11 protein-coding genes are annotated in these 14018 nt (G+C 68.0%); 9 read left to right on the forward strand and 2 right to left on the reverse strand.

The window, feature by feature from the left end:
• Positions 1–3 precede the first annotated feature (3 nt).
• Both J7E45_RS04485 and J7E45_RS04490 read left to right on the forward strand, forming a co-directional pair.
• Positions 4–408, forward strand: coding sequence for a RidA family protein (locus J7E45_RS04485; RefSeq protein ID WP_091034715.1), 405 nt, complete (start codon positions 4–6; stop codon positions 406–408).
• Positions 409–512: 104 nt separating this feature from the next.
• The gene (locus tag J7E45_RS04490; RefSeq protein WP_308162056.1) at positions 513–2003 is read left to right on the forward strand and encodes a L,D-transpeptidase; all 1491 of its coding nucleotides are present in this window, start codon (positions 513–515) and stop codon (positions 2001–2003) included.
• A 63-nt stretch (positions 2004–2066) separates the two neighbouring features.
• On the opposite strand, the gene J7E45_RS04495 is transcribed toward J7E45_RS04490, so the two are convergent.
• A complete protein-coding gene (locus J7E45_RS04495; protein WP_215067438.1) occupies positions 2067–4286 on the reverse strand; it encodes an NADP-dependent isocitrate dehydrogenase in 2220 nt (739 codons plus the stop codon).
• 176 nt (positions 4287–4462) lie between these two features.
• Between J7E45_RS04495 and J7E45_RS04500 the strand changes: the two genes are divergently transcribed.
• The 7 genes from J7E45_RS04500 (at position 4463) to J7E45_RS04530 (ending at position 13157) form a co-directional block, all read left to right on the forward strand.
• Complete coding sequence (locus J7E45_RS04500; protein ID WP_091034723.1) at positions 4463–4921, forward strand: GNAT family N-acetyltransferase; 459 nt, start codon at positions 4463–4465, stop codon at positions 4919–4921.
• A 205-nt stretch (positions 4922–5126) separates the two neighbouring features.
• On the forward strand, positions 5127–6140 hold the full coding sequence (locus tag J7E45_RS04505) for a LacI family DNA-binding transcriptional regulator (RefSeq protein ID WP_215067441.1): 1014 nt from the start codon (positions 5127–5129) through the stop codon (positions 6138–6140).
• Positions 6141–6268: 128 nt separating this feature from the next.
• Positions 6269–7576 (forward strand): ABC transporter substrate-binding protein, encoded by a 1308-nt coding sequence (locus J7E45_RS04510; protein WP_167634915.1) that lies wholly within the window; start codon positions 6269–6271, stop codon positions 7574–7576.
• A 58-nt stretch (positions 7577–7634) separates the two neighbouring features.
• Positions 7635–8600, forward strand: coding sequence for a carbohydrate ABC transporter permease (locus tag J7E45_RS04515; protein WP_215067443.1), 966 nt, complete (start codon positions 7635–7637; stop codon positions 8598–8600).
• Positions 8600–9487 (forward strand): carbohydrate ABC transporter permease, encoded by an 888-nt coding sequence (locus J7E45_RS04520; RefSeq protein WP_215067445.1) that lies wholly within the window; start codon positions 8600–8602, stop codon positions 9485–9487. The genes J7E45_RS04515 and J7E45_RS04520 overlap by 1 nt, the downstream gene beginning before the upstream one ends.
• Positions 9487–11721 carry an alpha-xylosidase gene (gene yicI, locus J7E45_RS04525; protein WP_215067447.1) on the forward strand — a complete coding sequence of 745 codons (2235 nt, stop codon included), beginning with the start codon at positions 9487–9489 and terminating at the stop codon, positions 11719–11721. Before J7E45_RS04520 ends, yicI begins: the two co-directional genes overlap by 1 nt.
• Positions 11718–13157, forward strand: coding sequence for a GH1 family beta-glucosidase (locus J7E45_RS04530; protein ID WP_215067449.1), 1440 nt, complete (start codon positions 11718–11720; stop codon positions 13155–13157). The genes yicI and J7E45_RS04530 overlap by 4 nt, the downstream gene beginning before the upstream one ends.
• Before the next feature lie 29 nt (positions 13158–13186).
• Here the strand turns inward: J7E45_RS04530 and J7E45_RS04535 are convergent, their stop codons facing one another.
• Positions 13187–14002: a hypothetical protein gene (locus J7E45_RS04535; protein WP_215067451.1), complete on the reverse strand. Its 816-nt coding sequence runs from the start codon at positions 14000–14002 to the stop codon at positions 13187–13189.
• Positions 14003–14018: the final 16 nt, after the last annotated feature.

Consider the following 14018-nt stretch of genomic DNA (forward strand, 5'->3'; position numbering starts at 1 on the left):
GGCATGACCGCGAAGACCCGAGTTTCCACCGATGCCGCCCCCGCTCCCGCACACACCTTCTCGCAGGGTATCCGCAAGGGCCCGTTTGTCCAGGTGTCCGGCCAGGGACCGGTCGACCCGCAGACGAACGAGTACCTCTTCCCCGGTGACGTCGCCGCGCAGACCACCCGCACGCTCGAGAACGTCAAGGCCATCGTCGAAGCATCCGGCGCGACGTTCGACGACGTCGTGATGCTGCGCGTGTATCTCACCAAGCGCGAGGATTTCACGATCATGAACGATGCGTACGGCGCCTTCGTGACCGCGAACACCCCCAGCGGAGTGCTCCCCTCCCGCACCACCGTCTTCACCGGTCTCCCCCGCGAGGAGATGCTCGTCGAGATCGACGGCATCGCCATCGTCGACTGACCGGACGCGGGGAGGGACGATATCACGGACCGTTGCCTCCCCGTTACCTCCCATCCCGTACCATTGGACGTCAGGACACGTTTGAGATCCGGGGGGTGAAGTTCGTGACCGATCTGATTTCTGCGCCGGGCGCAGCAGCCGAGGCGCACGGCGACGACGCCACGCCCACCTCCGTACTCACGCCGCAGGAGTCGGCCACCGACGCCGTCCCACCCACCACGGGCGAGCAGCCGTTGGCTTGGGCCCCCGTCGAGCCGGCCCCCAAGAAGCGTCGCCTCGGCCTCTGGATCGGGCTCGGACTCGGCGTCGTCGCCCTCGGCGCAGGAGCAGCCTCGCTGGTGCTCATCGCCCCGGGAACCACCGTCGCCGGAATCCCGGTCGGCTGGATGACGCCCGGTGCCGCAGCCGAAGCGATCAGCACGCATCTCGCCGAGACCGAGGTCACACTCACCGGCGACGGAGACGACGCGGTACTGACCGGGGCCGACCTGGGCGCGTCCCTCGATGCGACCGCTCTCGCCGATGCCGCCTTCGCCGCCCGCCCGCTGTGGAACCTCGGCATGTGGATGGGCGACCCTGTTCCCGCCGACATCGCCCTCGACGCCGAGAAAGCCTCCGCGGCGTTGCGCAGCGCCGTGCCGACGAGCTTCCAAGACCCGGTGGACGCCGGTGTCGCGTTCGACCCCGCCAGCGGGAAGTACATCGTCACGGCCTCGGAGCCCGGCACCGGAATCGACGTCGACGACCTCACCGTCGCCTTCACCGATGCGGTCGCCGAGGGGAAGACGTCTCTCGAATACCCCGGCGGTCCTGCCGAGGCCCTGCCTGCCGTGTCCGACGACGATGCCACCGCCACCGCCACCGAGCTGAACACGATGCTCGGGACGATCGGCTTCTACGTCGGTGACGAGCGCACCGTCCCGGTCAAGCCCGCGGTCGCAGCCACCTGGCTCACCGTGGTCGACGAAGACGGACAGCTGCGCATCGAAGCCGACCCCCAGGCCATCCAGGCCACCGTCGACACGCTTCCGGGTCTCGTCGACCGGGCGCCGGTGAACGCCACGAACATCGTCGACTCCGCCGGCACCGTACTGCGCGCCGAGCAGGAAGGCGTCGTCGGCCGTGCCGTCGGCGACACGTCGGGCATCGCCGATCAGTTCGCACAGCAGCTCGCCGCCGGCGACGGGGTCTTCACGCTCACCGTGGGCGAGACCGCTTTCGAGACGGTGAACCTGTTCCGCCGCATCGAGATCAACCTGAGCTCGCAGCGCGCCTACCTGTTCCAGAACAACGAGGTCGTCCAGTCCTGGGCGGTGTCGACCGGCTTGCCCGGCACGCTGACCCCAGCCGGCAACTTCAAGGTGTTCGCGCACACGGCCATCCAGGACATGGGTTGCTACGAGGGCGCGCCGTACTGCACCGAAGACGTCCCGTGGATCACCTGGTTCGCACCGAACATCGGTTTCCACGGCACCTACTGGCACAACAACTTCGGCCAGCGGATGAGCCACGGCTGCGTGAACCTCCCGATCGATCTCGCCAAGTACGTCTACGACTGGTCGCCGGTCGGCCTCGAGGTCTCGGTCTACTACTGAACCGCTCTCCTGCGGACATGAAGAAGGGGGTGGATGCCGAAGCATCCACCCCCTTCTCGTGTGTCAGCGCAGTGCGTCGACGATGCCGTTCAGCGTCTCGGACGGACGCATGACCGCGGCGACGAGATCCTCGTCGGGACGGTAGTAGCCGCCGATCTCCACCGGCTTGCCCTGCACCGCGTTGAGCTCGGAGACGATCTTCTCCTCGTTCTCGGCGAGCGTGGCGGCGATCGGGGCGAACGCCGCTGCGAGCTCGGCGTCCTTCGTCTGCTTCGCCAGCTCCTGCGCCCAGTACAGGCCCAGGTAGAAGTGGCTGCCGCGGTTGTCGATCGTGCCCAGCGCGCGGCCCGGGGAACGGTCCTCCTCGAGGAACGTGCCGGTCGCGGCGTCCAGCGTCTCCGCCAGCACGCGGGCCTTCTCGTTGCCCTTCCGGTCGGCGAAGTGCTCGAGCGAAGCCGCCAGCGCGAAGAACTCGCCGAGCGAATCCCAGCGCAGGTAGTTCTGCTCGACCAGCTGCTGCACGTGCTTGGGTGCCGAGCCGCCCGCGCCGGTCTCGAAGAGACCGCCGCCCGCGAGCAGCGGCACGATCGAGAGCATCTTGGCACTCGTGCCGACCTCGAGGATCGGGAACAGGTCGGTCAGGTAGTCGCGCAGCACGTTGCCGGTGACCGAGATCGTGTCGAGCCCGTGGCGGAGGCGCGCGAGCGTGTAGCGCGTGGCCTCCTCAGGAGCGAGGATCGTGATCGTGAGGCCCTTGGTGTCGAGCGTCGCCAGCCCCTGGTGCACCTTCGCGATGATCTGCGCGTCGTGTGCCCGGTTGGCGTCGAGCCAGAACACGGCCGGCACACCGGACGCCCGTGCGCGGGTGACGGCGAGCTTCACCCAGTCCATGACCGGGATGTGCTTGGTCTGCGTCGCCCGCCAGATGTCGCCGGCGCCGACCGTGTGCTCGATGAGCACCGTGCCCTCGCTGTCGAGCACCTGGACGATGCCGTCCGCCGCGATCTCGAACGTCTTGTCGTGGCTGCCGTACTCCTCGGCGGCCTGTGCCATGAGCCCCACGTTCGGGACTGTGCCGATCGTCGCCGGGTCGAGCGGACCGTTCGCGATCACGTCGTCGATCACGGCCTGGTAGACGCTCGCGTAGGAGGAGTCGGGGATCACCGCGAGGGTGTCCGCCTCTTCCCCGTCCTTGCCCCAGAGCTTTCCGCCGTTGCGGACGAGCGCGGGCATCGATGCGTCGACGATCACGTCGCTCGGCACATGCAGGTTGGTCGTGCCCTTGTCGGAGTTCACGTACGACAGGCGCGGGCCCTCGGCGATGGCCTTGTCGAAGGCCGCGGCGATCTCCTCGCCACCTGCGACGTTCGCGAGGCCTGCGAGGATCGAGCCGAGGCCGTCGTTCGCGCTGAGCCCGGCTGCGGCGAGCTTGTCGCCGTACTGCGCGAACACGTCGGCGAAGAACGCCTTCACGACGTGACCGAAGATGATCGGGTCGCTGACTTTCATCATGGTCGCCTTGAGGTGCACCGAGTACAGCACGTCTTCGGCCTCGGCCGTCTTCAGCGTCTCGGCGAGGAAGGCATCCAGCTCCTTGGCGGAGAGGAAGGTCGCGTCGATGATCTCCCGCGGCAGGACCTTGAGGCCCTCCTTCAGCACGGTGACCGTTCCGTCTTCGGCCGTGTGCCGGAAGCTCAGCACGTCGTCGTGGGCGGCGACCCAGGAGCGCTCGTTGTGCTTGAAGTCGTCGTGCCCCAGAGTGGCGACACGCGTCTTCGATCCCTCGGCGAACGGCTTGTTGCGGTGCGGGTGCTTCTTCGCGTAGTTCTTGACGGCGAGCGGCGCACGGCGGTCGCTGTTGCCCTCGCGCAGCACCGGGTTCACGGCGGAGCCCTTGATGCGGTCGTAACGCGCGCGCACGTCCTTCTCTTCGAGCGACGACGGCTCGTCCGGGAAGTCGGGGATGTCGTAGCCCTGCTTCTGCAGTTCCGCGATGGCGCCCTTGAGCTGCGGGATCGATGCCGAGATGTTCGGCAGCTTGATGATGTTCGCCTCGGGGAGCGTGGCCAGGCCGCCCAGCTCGGCGAGCGCGTCGCCCACCTGCTGCTCCGGCGTGAGCTTCTGCGGGAAGGCGGCCAGGATGCGGCCGGCCAGCGAGATGTCACGGGTCTCGAAGTCGATGCCCGCCTGACCCGTGTAGGCCTGGATGATCGGCAGGAACGAGGCGGTGGCCAGTGCCGGCGCCTCGTCTGTGTGGGTGTAGATGATGGCTTCGTCGGTCACCGGGAGGTTCTCCGCTCTTGTGGTCTATTCGTCTCGATACCAAGATACCTGAGTGGCTTCGAGGCCGTTGCCCCGGCCTCTGCCCGGCGTCCGGTGAGTGGTGACGATCGGCCAGTTCTGGACGAAAAGTTCGACCGAGACGTGTCGGTTCCGGCCCGAGGGGTTAGCCTGGGTCCATGTCCGAACTGCGCATGGTCGAACTCTCCGCTGCGACGATCGTCGCCGTGAACAACCTGTCGCTCAAGCCCGGGCAGGAGCAGTTCCTCGCTCCCGTCTCGTACGGGATCGCAGCCACAGTCATCAACCCGCAGACGTCCTGGCAGCGGGTGATCCTCGATCGCAACGAGGTCGTCGGCTTCGTCAGCGCGAACTTCGATCCCGAAGCGCCGGAGGAGCACTTCCGCTCCGTGCTGTGGCGCATCAACGTCGACGCCGACGATCAGGGTCGCGGCGTCGGTCGCTTCGCCGTCGAGGCGCTGGTCGAAGAGGCCAAGGCGCGCGACGTCGACCACGTCAACGTCATCTACGAGGCCGGCGAGGGCGGGCCCGAGAATTTCTTCCACCGCGTCGGCTTCACGCCTGTCGGCGAGACCGCATACGGCGAGGTCATCGCCGAGATCCGCGTCACGTCCTAGGCCGGCGGCGGGGTCTCGAATCCCCTCCCCCATCGAGACCTCGTCGCCCCTGATCGCGGGATCGCTCCCACGGTCAGGGAAGTGGATTTGTTGCGCGTGACCACAAAAGGCTTGCGTCGACCCCCGGGTCGTGCCTATCATCGCTGGAGAAGCGTGAGCGAAGCGCTTCGACGATTGCTTTCCCCACGATGACGATGGAGTCCCGATGACGACGATCCATGAGGTGGCACGCGCCGCCGGTGTGTCGATCAGCACGGTCTCCTACGCACTCAGCGGCAAACGCCCGGTGTCGGAGAAGACCCGGATGCGCATCGAGGATGCCGTGCAGGCGCTCGGCTACGAGCCCGATGCCGGTGCACGCATGCTGGCCGGCCGCCGTACGCACATCTTCGCCCTGACCGAGCCGCTGCGCGCCGACACGCATGCCCCCACCCACATGGCCTTCGTGCTCGCGACCGCGGTCGCCGCACGGCGACAGGGCTTCGACATCCTTCTCCTCACCGACGAACAGGCGTCCGAGGGGATGAACCGCGTGGCGGCGAGCAACCTCGTCGACGCAATCCTCGTGCTCGACGTCGCTCCTGACGACGAGCGCGTCCCCATCGCCCGCTCGGTCGGCACGCCCACCATCTTCATCGGCCTGCCCGACGACCGCGAGGGTCTGACCTGCGTCGACCTCGACTTCGAAGCGGCCGGTCGGCTGGCGGTCGACCGTCTCGCCGACGTGGGTCACCGACGCATCGCCCTGCTCGGTCAGACCGAGGTCTCGTACCGCAAATCGAACTTCCCCCGCCGTCTGCTCCGGGGCGCGCAGGAACAGGCAGCCGCCCGCGACGTCACTCTCGACTGGTCAGCCTCCGGTTCGGCGGTGACGGATGCGTCCGCCGTGCGTGCGTGCACGGAGACCGCGCTCGCCCGCGGAGACCGCGCGTTCATCGTGCACGCCGTCGACGACGTGCACCAGGTGCTGCTGTCCGTGCTCGCCGAACACGGACTGCGTGTCGGCGACGACGTCTCGGTGATCTCCGCCGCCGCGTCCTTCGACACCGCGGCACTGCCGGTCCCCGTCGACACGATCCCACTCGTGCCGCAGCGATCGTGCGAACTCGCGGTCGACCTGGCGGTTCGCCGCCTGGACGACCCTCTCGCCCCCGCCGAGATCCACCTCATCCCGCCCGAGTACCGCTCGGTCGGCTCCGTCTCCCCCGCCCAGGACTGATCGTCCTCCTCACCCCTGCACAGGCATGTTCGCGGTCGAAACGCTTCGACGATGCCTCGCTCACAACTGAACAATCCGACCCAGTGAAGTGTCCGGCCCATGGGGCCATTGAGAAAGGAGTGCCGACGATGGCACGCAGCACCCGCAGGACGAAGGCGCTGGCCCTGGTGGCCGCGCTCACGACGACCGGCATCGCGCTGAGCGGCTGTACAGCCGGTTCGGGCGAAGAGGGCGGCGACGGTCAGACCCTCAAGCTCTGGCACTACGAGGGCGCCGACAGCGCGATGGGCAAGGCCTGGGCCGAGTCCATCAAGATCTTCGAGAAGGAGACCGGAGCGAAGGTCGAGTTCGAGGAGAAGTCCTTCGAGCAGATCCAGAAGACGGCGAGCCAGGTGCTCGACACCGACGCCGCGCCCGACCTCATGGAGTTCAACAAGGGCAACGCGACGGCAGGCTTCCTCGCCTCCACCGGCCTGATCGCCGACATCTCCGACGCGGTCGAGGAGTACGGATGGGACGAGAAGCTGGCGCCGTCGCTGCAGACCACCGCCAAGTACTCGGAAGACGGCGTGATGGGCGGTGACACCTGGTTCGGCGTTCCGAACTACGGCGAGTTCGTCGGCGTCTACTACAACGAGGATGCCTTCGCCGCAGCAGGGCTGGAGATTCCCACCACGTACGAGGAGTTCGTCGACGTGCTCGACGCCTTCGTCGCTCAGGGCGTCACGCCGCTCGCGGAAGCCGGCGCCGAGTACCCGCTGGGACAGCTCTGGTACCAGCTCGCGCTGCTCGAGGCCGACCGCGGCTTCGTCGACGACTACCAGCTCTACAAGGAGCCCGTCGACTGGCAGGGTCCCGAGGTCACGTCGGCGACGGAGACCCTGAAGGAGTACGTCGACAAGGGCTACATCGCCTCCGACGTGTCGTCGGTCAAGGCCGAGGACGCCGGCGTCTCGTTCATCAACGGCTCGTCGCCGATCTTCGTCTCGGGCTCGTGGTGGTTCGGTCGCTTCGTCGCCGAGGCCACCGGCTTCGACTGGTCGATGGCCGCGTTCCCCGGAGCAGACCTCTCGCTCGGCTCGTCGGGCAACCTCTGGGTCGTTCCCGAGAACGCGTCCAACAAGGACCTCGCCTACGAGTTCATCGACATCACGATGCGCCCTGAGATCCAGGCGATCATCGGCAACAACGGCGGACTGCCCGTCGCGGCCGACACCGCCGACATCACCGACGAGAAGAGCGCGGCCCTCATCGAGACCTTCAACGGGGTCCTCGACGCCGACGGCCTCTCGTTCTACCCGGACTGGCCCGCGCCCGGTTTCTACGACGTGATCGTGCAGGAGCTGCAGGGCCTCGTCACCGGCGTGCAGGACGTCGAGACCACGAACAAGAACCTCGGCGAGCAGTACGACGAAGGCACCGCCGACTTCCGTTGATCGACCTGCGGGGGCGGCATCCGCACGGACGCCGCCCCCGCACCTCCTGGAGATGAACATGTCACTCGCCACCCGCCGCGAGGGCCGCACGAAGCTGCCGCCCGAACAGCCGTCGATCCCGCAGCGCCGCGGTGGGACCGGGGCCTACTGGATCTACCTGCTCCCCGGCTTCCTGCTCCTGCTCGTCGTCGTGATCGTCCCGCTCATCTGGAACGTGTACCTGACCTTCACCAAGTGGAAGGGGGTGCGCACACCGGAGTTCATCGGCCTCGAGAACTGGCAGAAGATCCTCACCGACGACGACTTCTGGACGTCGTTCACGAACTCGGTGTGGATGATCATCGCGATGGTCGTGGTGCCCACGATCGTCGGCCTCATCGTCGCCGCGCTCCTGTTCGACGTCGTCGGACGCAAGTTCGGCGGCAAGGTCGGCAGCTTCCTCCGTGCCACCTACTACCTGCCGCAGATCCTCCCGATCGCCGTCGCCGGCATCGTGATCGGCTGGATCGTGCGCCCGGGCGGCGACGGCGCCCTCAACCAGATGCTCGGATGGTTCGGGCTGCCCGCCTACGACTGGCTCGGCCAGATGCCGTCGGCGCTCATCGTGCTGATGGTCGTGATGGTGTGGGTGCAACTCGGCTACCCCGTCGTGGTCTTCATGGCCGCGCTCCAGCGTGTGGACCCCGAGCTGTACGAGGCCGCCGAGCTCGACGGCGCGAACTGGTTCCAGCGGTTCTCGGCGATCACGATGAGCATCATCCGCCCCGAGATCTTCGTCGTCACCCTGACCTGCACGATCGCGGCGCTCAAGGTGTTCGGACCGGTCTACATCATCACCCGCGGCGGCCCTGCCGGTGCCACCCTGGTGCCCGCCTACTACGCCTATCAGGAGTTCTTCACGAAGCGGAACGTCGGCTACGGCGCCACCATCGCGACGGTGCTCACCATCGTGGTCGTGATCGTGTCGATCATCTTCATCCGCGTCCAGAACTCCCTCGAGCGCAAGGAAAGGGCGGGTCTGTGATGCACGCCACCACCGCCATCGTCACCGGAAAGCCCGTCAAGACGCGCCCGCGCGGCGGCATGACCAAGAAGCGCCCGATCGACTGGCTGCTGCTCGCGCTCGTCATCGTCGGCGCGCTGCTCGTCATCGCGCCGTTCTACCTGGTGCTCGTGAACTCGTTCAAGTCGCCCGTCGACTACGCCACCTCCGGTCCCCTCGCCCTCCCCGAGACCCTCGACTTCGGCGGCATCGTCAAGTTCTGGGAGCGGGTGAACTTCCCGGAAAAGGTGTGGAACTCGATCTTCATCGCCGGCATCGTGTCGGTGCTCGCGGTCGTCATCTCGATGCTCAACGCGTTCGCGATCGGCATCGGACGCATCCGCGGTCGCAGCTGGATCGTGCTGCTCTTCCTCATGGCGAACCTGCTGCCGCAGGAGGCCCTGCTCTACCCGCTGTACTACATGTTCAAATCGGTCGGCCTGTATGACAACGTGTGGTCGGTCATCATCGTGTTCACCGTCATCCAGGCGGCGTTCGGCACCTACCTGCTCTCGTCCGTGTACGGCACGTTCCCCAAGGAGATCCTCGAGGCCGCATCGCTCGACGGTGCGAGCCGCTGGCAGATCCTGTGGCGAGTGATCTTCCCGATCAGCCGTCCCACGCTCTCGGTCCTGCTGATCTTCTTCTTCATCTGGACGTGGAACGAGTTCCTGATCCCGCTGACGTTCCTCGCGTCGAACGCGAATCAGACCGTCCCCGTGGCCATCAGCGTGCTCCAGGGCGACCGCCTGATGGACGTCACCACCACGAGCGCCTCGGCCCTGCTCGGCATCATCCCGACGCTCATCTTCTTCCTCATCTTCCAACGCACCCTCACCAGGGGCATCACCGCAGGAGCAGTCAAGTAATGAAGTTCACCGACGGGTTCTGGCAACTGCGTCCCGGAGTCACGGCGCTCTACGCCCAGGAGGCGTACGACATCGCCGAGACCGACGAGACCCCCGACGGAACCGGCATCGTCATCACCGCACCCACGATGGTCATCGCGAAGCGCGGCGACACTCTCAACCGGCCCGTACTCACCACCACCCTCTCCTCCCCCGCGGAGGGCGTCATCCGCGTGCGGATCACGCACCATGCCGGTGGACGCTGGCACGGCGGCTTCTCGCTGCCGGGCGCGAGTTCGGGAACGGCCTCGATCTCCATCGGCGACGAGGGCGGCGTGCTGGACGCCGGGTCCCTGGTCGCCCGCATCGCCCCCGGCGATCCGTGGGATCTCTCCTTCGAGGTCGACGGACGCCGGGTGACCGGCAGCGGCCACAAAGCGCAGGGCTACATGCGGCTGGCGGACGACGCGCAGGTCGATCGCGGGATCGTCGGCAACGGACGGCAGGGCGGCGCAGCTCCGCGCGCATCCGCCTACGTCCACGAGCAGCTCGACCTGGGCGTCGGCGAACACGTCTACGGACTCGGCGAGCGCTTCGGACCGCTGGTCAAGAACGGTCAGACCGTGGAGATCTGGAACGCCGACGGCGGCACCTCCAGCGAGCAGGCCTACAAGAACGTCCCGTTCCACCTTTCGGACCGCGGCTACGGTGTGCTCGTGAACGACCCGGGCCATGTGTCGTACGAGATCGGCTCGGAGTCCGTCGAGCGTGTGCAGTTCTCGGTGTCGGGCGAGGTGCTCGAGTACTTCGTGATCGCCGGCCCGACGCCGAAGGACGTGCTCGGTCGCTACACGGCCCTCACCGGTCGCCCGCCCGTGGTCCCCGCCTGGTCGTACGGGCTGTGGCTCTCGACCAGCTTCACGACCGACTACGACGAGCAGACCGTGAACTCGTTCATCGACGAGATGTCCGCGCGGGAGCTGCCGGTCTCGGTCTTCCACTTCGACTGCTTCTGGATGCGCGAGTTCCAGTGGTGCGACTTCGAGTGGGACCCGCGCGTCTTCCCCGACCCCGAGGGAATGCTCGGACGCCTGCACGACAAGGATCTGCGGGTCTGCGTGTGGATCAACCCCTACATCGCGCAGCGCTCCCCACTGTTCCGGGAAGCCGCCGATCAGGGGTTCCTGGTGAAGCGCGCCGACGGCTCGGTGTGGCAGTGGGACCTCTGGCAGGCCGGTATGGGACTCGTCGATTTCACGAACGCCGACGCCACCGCCTGGTACCAGTCGAAGCTGCGGGGCCTCGTCGCGCAGGGCGTCGACTGCTTCAAGACCGACTTCGGCGAGCGCATCCCCACAGATGTGGTGTGGGCCGACGGCGCCGACCCCGAGCGCATGCATAACCTCTACACCGACCTGTACAACCGCGCGGTGTTCGACGTGCTCACCGAGACACGCGGCGCGGGCGACGCGGTGCTGTTCGCCCGGTCGGCGACCGCCGGCGGCCAGACCATGCCCGTGCACTGGGGCGGCGACTCCACCTCGACCTACACGTCGATGGCCGAGACGCTGCGCGGAGGCCTGTCGCTCGCCCTCTCGGGCTTCGCCTTCTGGAGCCACGACATCGGCGGATTCGAGGGCATGCCGGATGCCGGTGTCTTCAAGCGCTGGACGGCCTTCGGGCTGCTGGGCTCGCACTCGCGCTTCCACGGCTCGAGCTCGTACCGGGTGCCGTGGGCATTCGACGAGGAGGCCGTCGACGTGACGCGACAGTTCACGCACCTCAAGATGCGCCTCATGCCGTACCTGTACCAGCAGGGGCTGGATGCCGCGGCGACGGGGGTGCCGCTGATGCGTCCGATGTTGCTGGAGTTCCCCGAGGATCCAGCCACCGCCTACCTCGACCGGCAGTACATGCTGGGCTCCGACCTGCTCGTCGCCCCGGTGTTCACCGAAGACGGAGAGGTCGAGTTCTACCTTCCCGCCGGCGAGTGGACCTCGCTACTGACGGGTGAGACCGTCACGGGCGGCGGCTGGCGGCGAGAGAAGCACGGATTCGACTCGCTGCCGCTGTACGTGCGGCCGGGCACGGCGCTCCCCTGGGGTGCTCGGGTCGATCGCCCGGACTACGACTACCATGACGGACTGCGGCTCCGGGTCTTCCCCGGCGGCGCCGGCAGCACCACGGTCACGGTCACGGACCCCGATGGCCGCGCCGAGGACTACACCGTCGACCTCGAGGAGATCACCGTATGACCAGCCTGCTCACGCCCCGCGATGACTACCGCGGCTCCGGCCTGGTGTTCCCCGAGGACTTCACGTTCGGGTCGGCCACCGCCTCCTACCAGATCGAGGGAGCCGCCGCCGAGGACGGGCGCACCCCGTCGATCTGGGACACCTTCAGCAAGACGCCGGGTCGGGTCTGGAACGGAGACACCGGCGACGTCGCGTGCGACCACTACCATCGCGTGGACGAGGACCTCGATCTGATGTCCGACCTGGGGCTCGAGGCCTACCGGTTCTCGATCGCCTGGCCGCGCATCGTCCCCACCGCATCGGGCACGGTGAACCAGGCCGGGATCGACTTCTACTCCCGTCTGGTCGACGGGCTGCTCGAGCGCGGGATCCGTCCGGTGGCGACGCTCTACCACTGGGACCTCCCGCAGTACCTCGAGGATGCCGGCGGCTGGACATCGCGGGCGACGACCGACGCCTTCGAGCGCTATGCCGGGATCATGGGCACGGCACTCGGCGACCGCGTGCACACCTGGACGACCCTCAACGAGCCGTGGTGCTCGGCCTACCTCGGCTATGGCCAGGGCGGCCACGCACCGGGCCGCCACGAACCGGCGTCGGCGCTGTCTGCCGTGCACCACCTCAACCTCGCCCACGGACGCGCGGTGCAGGCGCTTCGCGCGACCTCCACCGGCGACCCGGACTACTCGGTCACCCTGAACTTCCACGTGCTGCGCGGCCAGGGAGACGGCGCCGCGGAGGCGATGCGCAGGATCGACGCACTCGCCAACCGCGCGTTCACCAGACCGATGCTGCGCGGCGAATACCCGGCCGATCTGCTCGAGGACACCGCGTCGGTCACCGACTGGAGCTTCGTGCAGGACGGCGACCTCGCCACGATCGCCCAGCCGATCGACGTGCTCGGTGTGAACTACTACTCGACCGCGACCGTGCGCCTCTGGGACGGCGTCTCGCCGAAGCAGCAGAACGACGGCCACAAGGGTGCCGCGGGCGGAACAGCCTGGCCCGGCAGCGACGAGCTGGTCGAGTTCGTCGAGCAGCCCGGCCCGTACACGGCCATGGGCTGGAACATCGCTCCGGAGGGACTGGAGGAGCTGCTGGTGTCACTCTCCGAGCAGTTCCCCGAGCAGGCGCTCATGGTCACCGAGAACGGCGCCGCGTTCGACGACGAGGTCACCGGCGACGGTGCCGTGCACGACGTGGAGCGCACCGACTACCTGCGCCGGCACTTCACCGCGGCGCACCGGGCGCTCGAGCGCGGCGTCGACCTGCGTGGGTACTTCGTGTGGTCGCTGCTCGACAACTTCGAGTGGGGCTACGGCTACGCCAAGCGCTTCGGCATCGTCCGGGTCGACTTCGACGACCTGGCACGCACCGTGAAGGACTCCGGCCTCTGGTACCGGGAGCTCATCCGCACCCGCACCGTGGAGGCCTGACCGCGCACCCGGGCTTCGCCGGGCGACCGTCAGGGGCGGTTGTCCGGCTTGCCGGGCTTCTTCCGGTTGGTCCAGGCGGCGATGGCTGATGCCGCCGCACCGGCAGCACGGTCGATCGCCTCAGCCGAGCGGCTGAGCATGTCCTGCGCCGCATCCTGCCAGGCCGCATTCGGCGGGGCCTCGCCGGCCTGGACTCGCGCGGCGTGCTCCGCCGCCTCGAAGGCGCGCTCGAGCTCGGCGACGGCGTCGCGGTAGGCCGCGAAGTCGCCCGGGGTGGTCTTGCCGGAGACCGCGCGCCGCATCTCGGCCGCGTGCCCGGCTGCCCGCAGGTACGCCGCCGTGGCGGGGAGCTTGACGTCGGTCATCGCGGGATAGGCGATCTGGAGCGCGGGGTCGGTCTCGTACCGCATCCACCGGACCGTCACGGCATCGTGCGCGGCATGCAGCCGTTCCACGGGGCCGGGCTCCGAGGCTGTCGGCACCGCCGCACGCGCGGCGTTCAGCCGGACCTGCCGGGCGCGCACATCGGCCGAGGCCGCCTTGGCGTCGCGTTCCCGTTCCTTGAGCATCCGTCGCGCTCCGGCCACCTGCTCGGCCGTCGCGCGCTGCGCCGCACGTTCGGCCGTGACGCGGGCCAGATCGGCGCGGGCGATCTTCAGGGCGATGCGTCGCTCGGACGCGATCCGCTGAGCCGTCCTGAGGTCGTGGCGCGCCGCGTCTACCTCGAGCCGGCGCCCGCTCATCGTGCTGCTCCGGCGACGCAGACCCATCGCACCGGCCGTTCCCGCAGCGACGGCGGTCGGCGCGATCCACCACCACTCGGTGGCGAGCAGCAAGGGGTCCATGATTCGATGCTACCCA

This window comes from Microbacterium sp. ISL-59, from assembly GCF_018613945.1.
GTDB classification, from domain to species: domain Bacteria; phylum Actinomycetota; class Actinomycetes; order Actinomycetales; family Microbacteriaceae; genus Microbacterium; species Microbacterium oxydans_B.